The organism is Streptomyces sp. MGP-P1 (assembly GCF_057766565.1).
The window spans coordinates 290344-306602 of sequence record NZ_JBYMEM010000004.1 but is presented as its reverse complement, the minus strand read 5'-3'; the positions used below and the strand labels follow the sequence as shown (position 1 = coordinate 306602).

The 16259-nt window shown below is 70.2% G+C and carries 13 protein-coding genes and 1 tRNA gene; 6 read left to right on the top strand and 8 right to left on the bottom strand.

Annotated elements, in window-relative coordinates; translation table 11 throughout:
* Positions 1 to 522 precede the first annotated feature (522 nt).
* The gene (locus AC3CH1_RS09095) at positions 523 to 1188 is read left to right on the top strand and encodes a ChbG/HpnK family deacetylase (protein WP_488462442.1); all 666 of its coding nucleotides are present in this window, start codon (positions 523 to 525) and stop codon (positions 1186 to 1188) included.
* Between the two features lie 961 nt (positions 1189 to 2149).
* Here AC3CH1_RS09095 and AC3CH1_RS09090 read toward each other — a convergent pair.
* From AC3CH1_RS09090 to galU, 7 genes are all read right to left on the bottom strand, one after another.
* A tRNA-Ala gene (locus AC3CH1_RS09090) sits at positions 2150 to 2223 on the bottom strand.
* A 98-nt stretch (positions 2224 to 2321) separates the two neighbouring features.
* Positions 2322 to 3533 (bottom strand): divisome protein SepX/GlpR, encoded by a 1212-nt coding sequence (gene sepX / locus AC3CH1_RS09085; protein WP_488462441.1) that lies wholly within the window; start codon positions 3531 to 3533, stop codon positions 2322 to 2324.
* 194 nt (positions 3534 to 3727) lie between these two features.
* Complete coding sequence (locus tag AC3CH1_RS09080) at positions 3728 to 4318, bottom strand: GNAT family N-acetyltransferase (RefSeq protein WP_488462440.1); 591 nt, start codon at positions 4316 to 4318, stop codon at positions 3728 to 3730.
* A gap of 17 nt (positions 4319 to 4335) precedes the next feature.
* On the bottom strand, positions 4336 to 4779 hold the full coding sequence (locus tag AC3CH1_RS09075) for a MogA/MoaB family molybdenum cofactor biosynthesis protein (protein ID WP_488462470.1): 444 nt from the start codon (positions 4777 to 4779) through the stop codon (positions 4336 to 4338).
* A gap of 227 nt (positions 4780 to 5006) precedes the next feature.
* Complete coding sequence (gene moaC, locus AC3CH1_RS09070) at positions 5007 to 5507, bottom strand: cyclic pyranopterin monophosphate synthase MoaC (RefSeq protein WP_361879765.1); 501 nt, start codon at positions 5505 to 5507, stop codon at positions 5007 to 5009.
* Between the two features lie 102 nt (positions 5508 to 5609).
* Positions 5610 to 6920, bottom strand: coding sequence for a molybdotransferase-like divisome protein Glp (gene glp / locus AC3CH1_RS09065; protein WP_488462439.1), 1311 nt, complete (start codon positions 6918 to 6920; stop codon positions 5610 to 5612).
* 4 nt (positions 6921 to 6924) lie between these two features.
* Positions 6925 to 7827 carry a UTP--glucose-1-phosphate uridylyltransferase GalU gene (gene galU, locus AC3CH1_RS09060; RefSeq protein WP_018961109.1) on the bottom strand — a complete coding sequence of 301 codons (903 nt, stop codon included), beginning with the start codon at positions 7825 to 7827 and terminating at the stop codon, positions 6925 to 6927.
* A 93-nt stretch (positions 7828 to 7920) separates the two neighbouring features.
* Between galU and AC3CH1_RS09055 the strand changes: the two genes are divergently transcribed.
* Positions 7921 to 8532 carry a 5-formyltetrahydrofolate cyclo-ligase gene (locus tag AC3CH1_RS09055; protein ID WP_488462438.1) on the top strand — a complete coding sequence of 204 codons (612 nt, stop codon included), beginning with the start codon at positions 7921 to 7923 and terminating at the stop codon, positions 8530 to 8532.
* A gap of 2 nt (positions 8533 to 8534) precedes the next feature.
* On the opposite strand, the gene AC3CH1_RS09050 is transcribed toward AC3CH1_RS09055, so the two are convergent.
* Positions 8535 to 11279, bottom strand: coding sequence for a penicillin acylase family protein (locus AC3CH1_RS09050; protein WP_488462437.1), 2745 nt, complete (start codon positions 11277 to 11279; stop codon positions 8535 to 8537).
* Between the two features lie 277 nt (positions 11280 to 11556).
* On the opposite strand from AC3CH1_RS09050, the gene AC3CH1_RS09045 reads away from it, so the two are divergent.
* The 4 genes from AC3CH1_RS09045 (at position 11557) to AC3CH1_RS09030 (ending at position 16229) form a co-directional block, all read left to right on the top strand.
* On the top strand, positions 11557 to 13164 hold the full coding sequence (locus tag AC3CH1_RS09045; protein WP_488462436.1) for a potassium/proton antiporter: 1608 nt from the start codon (positions 11557 to 11559) through the stop codon (positions 13162 to 13164).
* Between the two features lie 377 nt (positions 13165 to 13541).
* Positions 13542 to 14822 (top strand): MFS transporter, encoded by a 1281-nt coding sequence (locus AC3CH1_RS09040; protein WP_488462435.1) that lies wholly within the window; start codon positions 13542 to 13544, stop codon positions 14820 to 14822.
* A gap of 66 nt (positions 14823 to 14888) precedes the next feature.
* Positions 14889 to 15242, top strand: coding sequence for an FmdB family zinc ribbon protein (locus tag AC3CH1_RS09035; protein WP_488462434.1), 354 nt, complete (start codon positions 14889 to 14891; stop codon positions 15240 to 15242).
* Between the two features lie 102 nt (positions 15243 to 15344).
* Positions 15345 to 16229, top strand: coding sequence for an S-methyl-5'-thioadenosine phosphorylase (locus tag AC3CH1_RS09030; protein ID WP_488462433.1), 885 nt, complete (start codon positions 15345 to 15347; stop codon positions 16227 to 16229).
* The last annotated feature ends 30 nt before the right edge of the window (positions 16230 to 16259 follow it).

The following is a 16259-nucleotide window of genomic DNA, read 5'->3' as shown; positions in this document are numbered from 1 at the left end:
GGGTGGCCACACCGCGCCTGGGGAAGCACGATGTGTTCCATGGACACTGCCCGGCGGCGATGACATGTTCCTGTCGCCGCGCCCCGAACTCTGGCCCAGCCGGAACTGCCGCGACAAGAAGCGGAGATGGGGCTCTTTTCTACAGAACTGGACGAGAACTGTAGAGAGATCGACGGGAAGCCCAGGTGCAGACCTTTGCGCCGGGAAAACACCCCCACACCCGAGCCTCCCGAACAACACCACTGCCCATGAGGGGCACTCGACCGTGAACACGGGCTGACAAGCCGTACTGCTGTGGGCGACGTGCAGGTCTCGGCGACCGGATGGGCGGCGTCCTGGCTTCGGTCACGTCCAGCAGCAGCGTTCGTTGCTTCGTTCAAGTCCAGCAGCAGGTTCGTTCACCGGTTGCGGCAGCAGTAGGTGATCAGCAGGCTCGTAGATGTTCACGGGAAATGACGGCGCTCTCGCTCCGCGGCGGCAAATCGCCGTGCGGAGGCCCGGTCCAGGTCTCACACTGCGGGCATGGATGAAGTCAGCGTTCCCGCGGCCGTCGTGTCTTCGCAGCAGTCGAGTGCGTTGCTGGGGTATCCGCCTGATGCTCGGTTGCTGATCGTCAACTGCGATGACTTCGGGATGTATCCGGCGATCAACGCTGCGGTGGTCGAGTCGGTCGAAGAGGGCATCGCCAGTTCGTGCAGCCTGATGGTCCCGTGTCCTGGGGCACCGCAGGCCATGAAACTGCTCAGTCGTCGGCCGCGGATACCGTTCGGGATTCACCTCACTCTGGTATGCGAGATGCCCGACATCCCATGGGGGCCGCTGAACGCCAAAGAACGCGTTTCCTCACTGCTGGACCCTGCGGGCGCGCTGTTCTCGCCGACACCTGTCGGCCGGGCGGCCTTGCTCGGCCAGGCTCGGCTCGATGAGATCGAACTTGAGTTCCGCGCCCAGATCGACGCCGTCGCCGACGCTGGGCTCACGCCGACCCATCTGGACTTCCATGCCTCCCCTGGCAAGTACCCCCGGTGCTGTGGTAGCGCCGCCGCGTGGCCGAAAAGAACTACTGGCGTCGGCCGACCCCTGCCTGGGCCGGAAAGTCCGCTCCGCTCGCGGAGTTCGTCCTGGATCCGCCCCCCGTTCAGGAACCGGAATGCTCGGTCCGCATATGGCCGTCGATTCTCCGGATGACCTCCCGTAGCGCGTCCTGCGAAACCCAGGGAATCCAACGCGCCACATTGGCGGACAGCGCATCGGACTGCGGAAAGATCACGAGTACCGCTTGGGCATCGGCTACCAGTCGGGAGAACTTCTCGCTGCAGAAGGGATGCTCCGCGTCGATGAAAGCTGCGATCGAATCGGCCGGCGGTGGGTAATCGCCGTCATAGATCCAGTTGGCGCCGAACCCGCGAAGCTCCGGAAAGCGCGCTGCCGCCTCCCAGTCCGCCAGGGGCAGATCAGCGAATCCGGTATCCGGCTACTGCTCGGCCACCCTGATCAGACCGGCCGGTGCGTGCAATTAGTCGCACCTCACTCGCGGTCGCGCCATTCCGTGCGCACGCTAGTCGGCACATTCGACGGTGCACCCGGTGGCGTCCGGAAAGGTGCGGGTCAGCGGCGAGGGTCTCCCGCAGTCGTTCGGGCCCACGCGGGGGCTATTCCTTTCCCGCTGTTGCACCCGCTCGGTCCACTTCTCGATCCGGTCCACGTTGCGGAAAGAGATCGCGTTCAGTTCCGCGGTGTCGATGTTGAGGACGATGCCCGCACCGTCTGGGCGGCGCCCCTGACGGCTCCTTCGCGCCCTTGACGAGCCTCTTGACGTCGGTCCATGCCGACGCCGTCCTTGAGGTCCCTCAACCCTGGGTACGGCGTCCTTGACGGCGTACCAGTAGACGTCCCAGGCCTCACCGTTGACGTACGAAAGCTGTGGCAGCGGACAGCTGAAGCCTGTCGTCTCCCCGCCTGCGGTGACGAGGCAAGCCGGCATCCCGGCCCCCGGCCCGTTCCGACCCGGGCCGCCGCGCTTCCAGGCCGACCTTCAGCCGACCTTCACACGACGCGAAGCCCAAACAAGAAAATCCCGGCCAGACGGTGACCGTCTGACCGGGATCTCCTGAACCGCTCCGGGATGAACCGTGAACGGCTTGTCTTGTGGACCTGTGGGGATTTGAACCCCAGACCCCCTCGATGCGAACGAGGTGCGCTACCAGACTGCGCCACAGGCCCTTGCGACGTGTGAAACTCTAGCACCCCCGCAGGGGTGCTTGGAAATCCGTTCCTCCGCTGGTCAGCGGTGCCGGGATTTCCGAGCTCCACCCGCCGCCTCACTCGTTGGCCGCACGCGGCCGGTCCTCGTCGTCGTACTGGTCGAAGAGCGGCGTCCGGCCCCGGTCGCGGTTGCGGCGGGACGGGTTCGCGCGCTGACGCGGGGCCGGGTCGACCGCGGGGGCCGTCGGGTGCGACGTGCCCGTCTGGGTGGGCTCGGCGGTGCTGGAGCGGGCCGCGCTCCAGGTCTCCGGGTCGTTGACCTCCACGCCACCCGTGGCCCGGGGGGCGACGGGCGCGGTGACATAGGTGGGCAGCGGTACGGGAACGGGCTCCCAGCTGTCGCCCTGGACGCGACCGCGCTCGCGCTGCTGGTCCACCCACTCCGCGTGATCCGTCTGCTCGACGAGGGCGCGACGGCCGGCCTCCTGGGGGGAGACCGTGGGCTTCGGCTCCGGCTCCCGGTGGTGGGCCTCGGAGTCGTCGTCGGGCTCGGCGGGGGCGGGTGCCGTGGGCTGGTGCCTGCGGGGGCGGTTCTCGCGCAGCCGCTGTGCCGCGACCTCGGCCCGGCGGCGGTCCATGGTGAAGGCGAACCTTCGGCGCTCCTGGGAGCGCAGATGCACGATGTACGTGCTCAGCAGAACGGCAGGCACGGCGGGCGCCCACAGGAAGCCGAGGCCGCCGACCGCCGCGACGACCGCCCCGAGGGTGAAGGCCAGGAAGAGGACGACGGTGGTCCGCCTGCGCCGCGCCAGGACCTGGGAGCGCTGGGCACGCCGGGCCCGCTCGGCGTCGGCCGCGCCGGAGCGGGGGCGTCGCCGGGCGAGGGGCACGTGGCCCGTGGGGCGCTCGTCGGACCGGTGCTCCTGCGCCTGGCGGCCCGACGGCTGATGCGCCGCCCGTCGGTCGTGCGCCGGGCGGTCGGAGGTCTGGTGGTCCGGGGCACGCTCGGAAGCGTGCGCCGGGTCGGTCAGCCTGGCTTCCGTGTGCGCCGGAGGCGCGGCAAAGGCCCGGACGTCCACGGATTCCATACGATCCGTTTCCCGGTCCGGGTCGACGTCGGGCGTCGCCTCCTCGGCGGTGCGCTCCCGCAGCTCCTTGGCATACCGGCGCTCCATCGCCGCCCGTCCGGACAGCAGCCGGATGGCGGTGCTGAAGCGTTCCGTCGGACGGGCCTCGTTGAGCTCGTCCTGCCTGCGGAGCCACATCGGTACCAAGTAGGCGGCCCAGGCCCCGACGATGACTGCGTAGATGAGGCCGCTGCTGCTCACGATCACACCGTAGAGGGGTTTGCACGGAAGGATCCGCCAATTGGCTCGGTGTGTCGCGCGATCCGGCCGATATCCCGGACTTTTTTTGTGATTGTTCGGATCAACAGCCGCCGATAGCCCGACCCAATGCGGTCACCGAGCGATCGCATTCGAACATTTGTTTTATTTATCCGGTCGGTCCGGGCCTTTCGGCGTCACGGGCGCGACCGGCGCCAGCGTCGGAGCATCCCCTCGGGCACTTCCTCCGCGGTGAGGGCGAAGATCAGATGGTCACGCCAGGCGCCGTCGATGTGGAGATAGCGCGGGCGCACGCCCTCCGAACGGAATCCGAGTTTCTCCACCACCCTGCGGCTGGGACCGTTCTCCGGGCGAATGCAGACCTCGATGCGGTGCAGGCCCACGGCGCGGAAGCAGTGGTCCACGGCGAGGGCCACGGCCGTCGGCATGACCCCGCGCCCGGCGACGCTCTGATCGACCCAGTAACCGACGTGGCCGGAACACATCGAGCCCCAGGTGATCCCCGCGACCGTGAGCTGGCCGACCAGCCGGCCCTCGTACTCGATGGCGAACGGCAACATCCGCCCAGCGTTGGCCTCGGCACGCAGGTGGCGGACCATCTGCCGGTACGTGGGGCGCTGCGCCATCGGACCGCCGGGGGCCGGCGGCGGGACCGTCGCCTCCCAGGGGCGCAGCCAGTCACGGTTGCGCCGGTTGACCTCGCGCCACATCCGCTGGTCGCGCATCCTTATCGGGCGCAGGACGATCTCGCCGTCGGTCAGCGTCACCGGCCAGGTCGCGATGTTCAGCTCGGGCTCCCCGGTCGGGGATGGTCGCCGCCGCCGAGCTGATCGACGGCGTGCACCAGGAGCCGGCCGAGGACCGCCAGCCCGTCCTTCACCCCTCCGGTGGAGCCGGGGAGGTTGACGATCAGGGTGCGGGAGGCCACACCCGCGAGGCCCCGGGAGAGGGCGGCGGTCGGGACCTTGGCCAGTCCCTCGGCCCGGATCGCCTCCGGGATGCCGGGGATCTCGTGGTCGAGGACGCGACGGGTGGCCTCGGGCGTGGCGTCGGTGGGCGAGATGCCCGTACCGCCGGTGGTGACGATCACGTGGTACCCGGCGGCGACGCCCGCGCGCAGGGCCGCCTCGACCGGATCGCCGTCGGGGACGACCTGCGGGCCGTCGACCATGAAGCCGAGGCTCGTCAGCGCTTCGGCGATCAGCGGGCCGCCCCGGTCCGCGTACACCCCGGCGGATGCCCGGTTGGAGGCGGTGACGACGAGAGCGGTGAGCGGGGAGGGCGGCTCGACGCGGGCAGGCTCGGCCGTCCGTCGCTCGTGGTCGGAGGCACCCGTCCCGGCCGTCCGCCGCTCGTGGCCGGGGGCCCCCTGCGCGGCCGTCCGCTGCTCGTGGCCGGAGGCTCCCGTCCCCGGCGTCCGCTGCTCGTGGCCGGAGGCTCCGGGCGCGGGCGGCATCACGCGTCCGGTCCTTGCGGCGCGGTGCGCCGGTAGTCGCCGGACTTGCCGCCCGACTTCGCCTCGACCCGTACGTCGGTGATGACCGCGCTCTTGTCGACGGCCTTGATCATGTCGATCACCGTGAGCGCCGCCACCGAGACCGCGGTGAGGGCCTCCATCTCGACGCCCGTGCGGTCCGTCGTCTTCACGGTGGCCGTGATCTCCACCGCGTCGTCGGCCACGCTCAGATCGACCTTCACGCCGGAAACGGCCAGTGGATGGCAGAGCGGGATCAGGTCCGGGGTGCGCTTGGCCCCCATGATCCCGGCGATCCGGGCGGTGGCGAGGGCGTCGCCCTTGGGGACTCCCTCGCCGCGCAGCAGCTCGATCACGCGCGGGGAGACGAGCACCCGGCCGGCGGCGCGGGCGACGCGGGTGGTGACGTCCTTCTCCGACACGTCGACCATGCGGGCCGCGCCCGCCTCGTCGATGTGCGTCAGCCTGTTCTGCGTACTCAACTCACTCCGCCTAGCGGTAGGGGCGCCGGTTACGCCTCGGGGAACCGGAGGGGGTCCCCCGGAAGGCACGGCGGCAGATACCGTACCGCCACCGGGCGGCGGTCAGCCGAGCAGGATCACGTCCGTCTCCGTGCCGGGCTCGACCGAGGTGACGTCCTCCGGCACCACGATCAGCACGTCCGCCTGCGCGAGCGCGGCGATCAGATGCGAACCGGAACCGCCGACCGGAGTGACCGTCCCCGCCTCGGCGTCGTGACGGCCGCGCAGGAACTGGCGGCGGCCGTCCGGCGACGTGAGCGCCTTGTCGGCACTCAGCCGGGCGCGGGCCGTCGGGCGGTGCACGTCGGTGAGGCCCATCAGGGCACGGATGGCGGGGCGGACGAACAACTCGAAGGAGACGTAGGCGGAGACCGGGTTGCCCGGCAGGGCCAGCAGCGGGGTGTGGTCCGGGCCGATCGAGCCGAAGCCCTGCGGCTTGCCGGGCTGCATGGCGAGCTTGCGGAACTCGACCCCGCTGCCCGGCTCGTCCTCGTCCCCGACGGAGGACAGCGCCTCCTTGACCACGTCGTACGCGCCGACGCTGACACCGCCCGTGGTGACGACGACGTCCGCGCGGATCAGCTGGTCCTCGATCGTGGCGCGCAGTGTCTCGGCGTCGTCGGTCACCGCGCCGACCCGGTAGGCGATGGCTCCGGCGTCCCGGGCGGCGGCCGTCAGCGCGAAGCTGTTGGAGTCGTAGATCTGGCCGCCGGTCAGCTGCTCGCCGGGCTGGACCAGTTCGCTGCCGGTGGACAGGACGACCACGCGGGGGCGGGGCCGTACGACCACGGTGGCGCAGCCGATCGCCGCGAGCAGCCCGATCTGCGGGGGGCCGACGATCGACCCGGCGGCCAGGGCCAGGTCGCCCGGCTTGACGTCGCTGCCGCGCTCGCGCACGTGGGCGCCGGCCACGACGGGCCGGTGCACCCTGACCTCGCCGGTGGCGCCCTCGGGCGCGTCGCTGTGGGCGCGCATGGCGGCGGCCGGGCCCTCGCCCGTACCGCCGTCGGTCCACTCCACCGGGACCACGGCCTCCGCACCCGCGGGCAGCGGCGCGCCCGTCATGATGCGGGCGGCCTGTCCCGGTCCCACGACCTGGTCGTCGGCGAGCCCCGCACTGCCCGCGGCGACGTCGCCGATGACGGTGAGGACCGCGGGGAACTCCTCGCTGGCGCCCTCGACATCGGCGATCCGGACCGCGTAACCGTCCATGGAGCTGTTGTCGAACGGCGGCAGGGCCACCTCCACGACGACGTCCTTGACGAGGACGCAGCCCTGCGCGTCCGGCAGCTGCAACTCGATGGGCTCCAGCGGCCTCACCGTCGCGAGGATGTCGTCCAGGTGCTCGTCCACCGACCAGATCGTGCTGCTCACGGGGTTACATCTCCTCAGCGACGTACTTGCGCAGCCAGGTCCGGAAGTCCGGCCCCAGGTCTTCACGTTCGCACGCCAGTCTGACAATGGCGCGAAGATAGTCGCTGCGGTCGCCGGTGTCATAGCGGCGGCCCTTGAAGACGACGCCGTGCACGGGGCCGCCGATCTTCTCGTCCGCGGCGAGCAGCTGGAGCGCGTCGGTGAGCTGGATCTCGCCGCCGCGGCCCGGCTCGGTGTGTCGCAGTATGTCGAAGACCGCGGGGTCCAGGACGTACCGGCCGATGATGGCGAGGTTGCTGGGGGCGTCGGCCGGGTCCGGCTTCTCGACCAGGTCGGTGACGCGGACCACGTCGCCGTCGACGGTGGCGTCCGCGGCGGCGCAGCCGTAGAGGTGGACCTGCGAGGGCTCGACCTCCATCAGCGCGATGACACTGCCGCCCTCACGCTCCTGGACCTCGACCATCCGGGCCAGCAGCGCGTCGCGCGGGTCGATCAGGTCGTCGCCGAGGAGCACCGCGAAGGGTTGGTCGCCGACGTGCGGGGCGGCGCAGAGCACGGCGTGCCCGAGGCCGCGGGGGTCGCCCTGTCGCACGTAGTGCATGGTGGCCAGGTCGCTGGACTCCTGGACCTTGGCGAGGCGTTCGGCGTCGCCCTTGCGGGTGAGCGCGGATTCCAGCTCGTAGTTGCGGTCGAAGTGGTCCTCGAGGGGACGCTTGTTGCGGCCGGTGATCATCAGCACGTCGGAGAGGCCCGCTGCCACGGCTTCTTCGACGACATACTGAATGGCCGGCTTGTCGACGACAGGCAGCATCTCTTTGGGAGTGGCCTTCGTGGCGGGCAGGAACCGGGTGCCGAGACCTGCTGCCGGAATGACGGCCTTGCTGATCCTGGGGTGCGACTGAGTCATGTGCAGACCTTAACGGTTGCACACGGCCGGAAGCTGATATTCCGGTTAACTTCGTCCGTAAATATGCCCATACGAGAATCGTGCGAGTCACCCTTGAACACCGACAAGTCCGGAAAGCCGGCCGTGAAGAGCTCCCTGCGGCGCGAACTGCTCGCCGCGCGGGCCCTCCTGACGAAGGAGGACGCCGTCCGGACAGCCGCGGTTCTTGCCGAGGCGGCCCTGAGCCTGCCCGAACTGGCCGACGCCCGTACGGTCGCCGCGTACGTCTCCGTGGGGCGTGAACCGGGCACCCGCGCCCTCCTGGAAGCGCTGCGCGGGCGTGGCGTCCGGGTGCTGCTGCCGGTCCTCCTGGCCGACAACGACCTGGACTGGGCGGCCTACGAGGGCCCGGAGCACCTGCTCCCGGCCGGGCGGGGGCTCCTCGAGCCGGACGGCCCGCGCCTGGGCCCGGCCGCCGTCCTGGAAGCCGAGGCGGTGCTGCTGCCCGGCCTGGCGGTGGACGGGGCCGGGATGCGGCTGGGGCGGGGCGGCGGCAGCTACGACCGGGTGCTGGCCCGGCTGACGGCCGCCGGGGCGCACCCTTCGCTCGTCGTGCTCCTGTACGACGACGAGGTGGTCGCGCGGGTCCCCTCGGAACCGCACGACCACCCCGTGGACGCGGTGGTCACGCCGGCCGGAGCGCGGCGCTTCGTGAACCCTCGATAGACCTACGGTTTCAGCGTCAGCGTGTCGACGGTGGACGCGTCGACCGCGTCCGCCCCGAAGGACCAGTCGAGCAGTTCACCGTCGACCCACTTGTCGGTCTGATCGGTGTAGTGCGCGCTGAACGCGTGGCCGGAGGCGCCACTGAGGTTGATCCAGCGGGACTTGTCCCAGTCCCCCACGTTGACGACCATCCGCATCGACGGCACCCAGACGACCTCGTAGCCGCTCGCCGCGTTCCAGCCGGTCGCGTTGACCGCCGCCTCGCCGCCGCCGAGGTTCCAGGGGCCACGGTTGAGCGCCCGCTGGAGCAGGCCGGGGCCTTCGGTGCCGAGGGTCTGGTTCTTCAGCGTCAGCCGGTGCAGGCGGCCCCAGCTCCAGGTGGAGATGTTCTTGCCGAGCTTGGAGGTCAGCTCCCAGCGGGCGTCCTCCATCGCCCGGGCGAACAGGTCGTCCCGGCTCTCCAGGGCGTCCTCGCGGCCCCGGGCGGGAGCCTTCCACCACTCGTTGTCCTGGTCGTCCACGATGTCGCGGACCACCTGGAACCAGCGGTCGCCGCCGTCCGGCTGCGCGGTGTCGCCGTCGCGCTGGCCGCACTCGCGGACGAGCTTCTTCTGCTGGTCGGCCGGGCCGCTGTTCTTAGCCGGCGGCACGTTGAGGCAGTCGCCCTCGACCCGCATCTCCTTGGGCAGCTTGTTGCCGAAGGCGAGTTTCAGGATGTTGCGCCAGACGCCGTTGAAGTACGCGGCGGCGGCCGAGTCGGGCTCCTGGGTGTAGTCCCAGCCCTCCAGCAGCTTCTGTGCCTCGCGGACGCTCGGATCAGAGATGTTGATCTTCTTCAGCTCGGGCACCAGCAGCGCGGCGATCTCGCTGAAGTTGTCCATCTGCATCTTCTGCATGTCATCGGTCGAGACCTTCTCGCCGCCCTTGATCTTCTGGGTCAGGAGGTCGTTGATCCGCTGACTGCGGGCGCCGTAGCCCCAGTCCTTGGTCAGGAGGTGGGGGTACTTCTTCTCGTCGATGACGGCCTGGTTGGCGGTGACGATGAAGCCGCGGTCCGGGTTGTACTCGTACGGCAGCTCCTCGAAGGGGATGTACCCCTCCCACGCGTACTTCGGGTCCCAGCCCGGCGCGGGCGCCGTGCCGTCGTAGCCCTCGGAGCGGACCGGGATCTTGCCGGGGGCCTGGTAGCCGATGTTGCCCCGGGTGTCGGCGTAGATGAGGTTCTGCGAGGGGACCTCGAAGTTCTCGGCGGCCTTCCGGAAGGTGGTGAAGTCCTTGGCCCGGTTGAGCGCGAAGACGGCGTCCATGGACTTCCCGGGCTCCAGCGCGGTCCACTTCAGCGCCACCGCGTAGCCGTCGGCCCGGTCCGGGGCCGCGTTGCTGACGGGGGCCTTCTGGCCGACCTTGTCCAGCTCCTTGCTGCGGTCGGAGACCAGGGGGCCGTTGTTCGTCTCGCGGACGGTGATCGTCCGGTCCCTGCCGCCGGCGACCTTGATGGTCTCCTCGCGGGTCTTGAAGGACTTGGTCTCGCCGTCGTACAGGTAGCCGTCGTCGGAGACCTTCTCCAGGAAGAGGTCGGTGACGTCGGCGCCCAGATTGGTGAGGCCCCAGGCGATGTCCTGGTTGTGACCGATGATCACACCGGGCATGCCGGAGAAGGTGTAGCCGGCCGTGTCGTACTGGCAGGTCTTGGAGAGCTCCCGGCAGTGCAGGCCCATCTGGTACCAGAGGGAGGGCAGCATCGGCGCGAGGTGCGGGTCGTTCGCGAGCAGCGCCTTGCCGGACGTCGTGTGCTCGCCGTCGACGACCCAGGAGTTCGAGCCGATGCCGTTGCCGTTCGGGCCGAGCAGCGCCGGGATCTCGTCGAGGGTGTCCGAGAGGGCGGCCATCTGGGTGCCGAGGCCCTCGGTGGCCCCTTCTGCGGTCGACGACCCGGTGGTGTCCGACGGGTTCGCCTCGGGGTCGAACTTCCCGGTGGCGGAGGAGATCGCGCCGTTCTCGACGATCGGCTTGTTCCGCTTGTACGGGTAGCCGGGGTACAGGTCCTCGATCTGGTCCTTGTCGAGGCGGCTGGTCAGCAGCGAACGGTCGATCTCGTCCTGCATGTTGCCGCGCAGGTCCCAGGCCATCGCCTTCAGCCAGGCCACCGAGTCGACCGGGGTCCACTCGCCGGGCTTGTAGTCGTTGGTCAGTCCCAGAGCCGCGTACTCGACCGAGATGTCCCGGCCTTCCTTGCCCTTCAGATAAGCGTTGACGCCCTCCGCGTAGGACTGGAGGTTCTTCTTGGTGCTCTCGTCCAGGACCTCGTCGTACTCCTTCTGCGCCACCTTGCGCCAGCCGAGCGTCCGCAGGAAGGAATCGGTCTCCACCTGTCCGGAGCCGAACATCTCGGAGAGCCGGCCGGACGTCATGTGCCGCCGGACGTCCATCTCCCAGAAGCGGTCCTGGGCCTGGACGAAGCCCTGGGCGCGGAAGAGGTCGGCGTCGGAGTCCGCGTAGATCTGCGGGATTCCGTAGGAGTCACGTTTGACCTCGACGTCGCCGGAAAGGCCGTCGAGAGTCAGCGAACCGGTGGTCTGCGGGTACGAGGCCCGCACGGTGGATACGGACCAGTACGCCCCGTATCCGACACCCGCGACGAGCGCCAGCACCAGGACGAGCACGAGCAGGCGGGCGCGTCGCCCCTTCTTCCTGCCGGGCTTCTTCGCGTCGGAAGGGCCGGAAGAGGCGGTTGTGTTGGCGGGCATCGCTGTCCTTCGAGGGGCAGGGTGGTCCTGGGAGTGCAGGAGCAACCATAGGCGCAGCGGAGAAGCCACTCGGACGCGGTATAGGGATGCATCCATTTGCGTCTTCCTCGTACGAACACTCGAACCCGTCAAGGAATCGTTAAAGATTAGGTAAGGTAACGAAGTAACTGGCTGCCGGAGGACGATCCGGCAGGCGCACGCAGGGAAGGAACGGACCCTGACTGTCCACGCGCTCAACGAACTCCTGCTCGTCTGCTCGCTCGTCCTGCTGGTCGCCGTGGTGGCGGTACGGGTCTCCTCGCGCAGCGGGCTCCCCAGCCTGCTCCTGTATCTCGGCATCGGGATCGCCCTGGGGCAGGACGGCATCTTCGACGTCAAGTTCGACAACGCCGAGCTGACGCAGGTCTTCGGCTACGCCGCCCTGGTCGTCATCCTGGCCGAGGGCGGACTCGGGGCGAAGTGGAAAGAGGTCAGACCCGTCCTGCCCGCGGCCGCGGTGATCTCGACCGTCGGCGTCGGCATCAGCGTGGGCGTCACCGCCGCCGCCGCGCACTACCTGGTCGGCCTGGACTGGCGCCAGGCCCTCATCATCGGCGCGGTCGTCTCCTCGACCGACGCGGCCGCCGTCTTCTCCGTGCTGCGCAGGGTTCCCCTGCCGCCCCGGATCACCGGCGTCCTGGAGGCGGAGTCCGGCTTCAACGACGCTCCCGTCGTCATCCTGGTCGTCGCGTTCTCCGCGGTCGGCCCGGTCGAGCACTGGTACGTCCTGCTCGCCGAGATCGCCATGGAGCTGGCCATCGGCGCCGCGATCGGCATCGCGGTGGGCTGGCTGGGGTCCCTGGGGCTGCGGCACGTGGCGCTGCCCGCCTCCGGCCTCTACCCGATCGCCGTGATGGCCATCGCCGTCTCCGCGTACGCGGCCGGCGCCATGGCCCACGGCAGCGGGTTCCTCGCCGTCTACCTGGCCGCGATGATCCTCGGCAACTCCAAGCTGCCGCACTGGCCCGCCACCCGGGGCTTCGCGGACGGGCTCGGCTGGCTGGCCCAGATCGGCATGTTCGTGCTGCTCGGCCTGCTCGTCACCCCGCACGACCTGGTCGACGACTTCTGGCCCGCCATCGTCGTGGGCCTGGTGCTGACCATGGTGGCGCGGCCGTTGTCGGTCTTCCTGAGCCTCGCGCCGTTCCGGCTGCCGGCCCGCGAGAAGGTCCTGATGTCCTGGGCCGGGCTGCGCGGGGCGGTGCCCATCGTCCTGGCGACCATTCCGATGGTGTCCGGGGTGGAGGGCAGTACGAGAATCTTCAACATCGTGTTCGTCCTGGTCATCGTCTACACCCTGATCCAGGGCCCGACGCTGCCCTGGGTCGCGAACAAGCTGAACATCGCCGACGATCCGGCCGAGGCCGCCGACCTGGGCATCGAGTCGGCCCCGCTGGAGCGGCTGCGCGGCCACCTGCTGTCGGTCGCCATCCCCACGAAGTCCAAGATGCACGGCGTCGAGGTCGGCGAGCTCCGGCTCCCCGCGGGCGCCGCGGTCACGCTGGTGGTCCGCGAGGGCAAGAGCTTCGTGCCGTCCCCGGCGACGGTGCTGCGGCGCGGGGACGAGCTGCTGGTGGTGGCCACCGATCCGGTGCGCGACAGGGCGGAGGAACGGCTGCGGGCGGTCGGCGAGGGCGGCAAACTGGCCGGCTGGCTGGGCACGGGCAGATCCCCCGCCTCCGGCGCGCCCGGCATGGCGGGGCCCCATGGCGGTGCGGCCATCCCCCAGGCGATGAAGCTGGCCAAGAAGCTCGGCGGTGCCGGCGCCCATGCCAACGGCAGTGGCAGTGGACGGGGAAGCGTGAACGGCAGCAGCAACGGCAACGGCACGAGGACCAGTCCCTGAGGCTGCTCCCTGAAGTCCTCTTGAGGCCCCTGATGCCCCTGATGCCCCCTGAGGCGACGACTCAGGGAATCGGCAGCACACGCGTCGCAGATCACAGGTTGATACGGAAGCCCTGTACGCAATCACAGGCGCACAGGGCTTCCTACCTGTACGATTAAGGGCGAACCTGATCGACCAACTCTGTCTGAAGCAGAGCTGGCGCGACCGTATGGCGGTCGTGGTGTCTCTTCGCCCGGCGTTTCTTCGCCGATTGCAGCGAGTCGCCCGGCATCTACCGCAGTTCCGCGCGAAGAGGACAGCTCTCGGCCGCTTCCGTCCGGCCCGCCCCACAAGGGCGCCGGGAAGCAGGGCCACCAGGCGGCAGAAAGGCAAGGACCGTGGCGACCACGGTCTCCGACCGCCCCGGATACGGGCAACTCCTGCGCACCCCCGGTGCGTGGACCTTCCTCCTCCCGGGCTTCGCCGCACGGCAGCCCTTCGCGATGCTCACCATCGGCATCGTCCTCCTCGTGCAGCACACGACCGGCTCGTACGGCAGCGCCGGTGCCGTCGCGGCGGTCTCCGGCGTCTCCATGGCGCTGTTCGCCCCGCAGAGCGGCAAGCTCGCCGACCGCTTCGGTCAGCGTGCCGTCCTGCTGCCCGGAGTGCTCCTCCACACCGTCTCCGTGAGCGCCCTGACCGTACTGGCGCTGGCGGACGCCCCCCTGTGGGCGCTGTTCGTCGCCGCCGTGCCGACCGGCGCCTCCATCCCGCAGATCGGCCCCATGGTGCGGGCCCGCTGGGCGGCGATGCTGGGGGCGACCCCCGACCGGCCCGCCTCTCCGCTGATGTCCACCGCGGCGGCGTTCGAGTCGGTGACGGACGAGTTCACGTTCGTACTCGGCCCGGTGATCGCCACCGCGCTCTGCACCGGCGTGCACCCGGCGGCCGGTCTGATCACGGAAGCCGCCCTGACCCTGGTCGGCGGCCTGTTCTTCGCCGCGCAGCGCGCCACCCAGCCCGCCCCTCGCAACGCGGCCACCGCGGCCGAGCCGCACGCCTCGGCGCTCTCCGTGCCGGGTGTGCGCGTCCTGGCCGTCGCCTTCCTGGGCATCGGCGCGGTCTTCGGCGGGATGCAGGTCTCCCTGACCGCGTTCTCCGAGGAGATCGGCCACCCCGGGGTGAACGGCGTCCTCTACGGGGTCTTCGCGGCGGGCAACATGCTGGCCGGCATCGCCTGCGGCGCCATCGCCTGGAAGAGCAGCCCGCGTCGACGGCTGATCATCGGGTACGTGGCGCTGACCCTCACCGCGTCCGGCCTGTGGGCCGTGCACTCGGTGCCGCTGCTGGCCGGGCTCGGCCTGCTGGTCGGCCTCTGCATCGCTCCGGCGCTGATCAGTGGCTACACCCTGGTCGACGCGCTGGTGCCCGCCACCGCCCGCACCGAGGCCTTCACCTGGCTGACGGGCGCCGTGGCGCTCGGACAGGCCGCGGCCGTGACCGTGGCGGGGCAACTCGCCGACGCCCATGGCGCGAGCACCGGTTTCCTGGTGCCTCTGGCCGGAACCGTGCTGGCGCTGATGACCCTGCTGGCCCTGCGTTCGCGGCTGACTCCGAAGCCCTCGGGGCGCACCGTCGCACGTGCGATCGGTCACCGCGAGCCGGTCACGGTGGACTGATTCAACGGAATACGTCAGTATGGAGCGTCGTTAGCACTCATTGAGTGAGAGTGCCAGGAGGAGCAAGTGCCGACCTATCAGTACCAGTGCACCGAGTGCGGCGAGGGCCTCGAGGCGGTGCAGAAGTTCACCGATGATGCCCTGACCGTGTGCCCGAGCTGCGACGGACGCCTCAAGAAGGTGTTCTCCGCGGTCGGCATCGTCTTCAAGGGTTCCGGTTTCTACCGGAACGACAGCCGCGGCTCCTCGTCGAGCAGCACGCCGGCGACGGCGGCCTCGAAGTCGTCCGACTCCGCGTCGTCCTCGTCGTCGGGTTCCGAGACGAAGGCGAGCGCGACAACGTCGTCGTCCTCTTCGTCCGGCTCCTCCTCGTCGTCGGCCTCCGCGCCGGCCTCGTCGAGCGGTACGTCGGCCGCCTGAGCCCGCGTACGCCCCATCTGCTTTTCACCGGACCCCGCCGAGGCCACTCGGCGGGGTCCGGGCGTTCGTCCCGGGAATCGCGCCTGCGGATACGGTGACCGCATGGCGAACGCACTTGACGAATCGGGCTCCGGTACGGGTACGGCGGGTACCGGGAGTTCCGCGGAGATCGGTGTCATCGGCGGCTCGGGCTTCTACTCCTTCCTGGAGGACGTCACCGAGGTCTCCGTGGACACCCCTTACGGGAAGCCGAGCGACTCGGTCTTCCTCGGCGAGCTGGGCGGCCGGCGGGTGGCCTTCCTGCCCCGCCACGGACGCGGCCACCACCTGCCGCCGCACCGCATCAACTACCGGGCCAACCTGTGGGCGCTGCGCTCCGTCGGGGTCCGGCAGGTGCTCGGCCCGTGCGCGGTGGGCGGGCTGCGGCCGGAGTACGGGCCGGGCACCCTGCTCGTCCCCGACCAGCTGGTGGACCGCACCAAGGCCCGCGTGCAGACCTTTTACGACGGTGAGACCCGGACCGACGGCACCGTGCCGAACGTCGTCCACCTGGGCTTCGCCGACCCGTACTGCCCCGAGGGGCGCAGGGCCGCACTCACCGCGGCTCGCGGACGCGACTGGGAGCCGGTGGACGGCGGCACCCTGGTGGTCGTCGAGGGCCCCCGCTTCTCGACCCGTGCGGAATCGCGCTGGCACGCGGCGATGGGCTGGTCGGTCGTGGGCATGACCGGACACCCCGAAGCGGTCCTCGCCCGTGAGCTGGGCCTCTGCTACACGACGATGACCCTGGTGACCGACCTGGACGCGGGGGCCGAGGCGGGCGAGGGCGTCTCGCACGAGGAGGTGCTCCAGGTGTTCGCGGCCAACGTGGACCGGCTGCGCTCGGTGCTGTTCGACGCGGTGGCCGGGCTGCCGAAGAGCGAGAGCCGCAACTGCACGTGCGCCCACGCCCTGGACGGGATCGACACGGGGATCGCTCTGCCGTAACGGCCATCGCCGCCGCTCGGACAGGGCGGA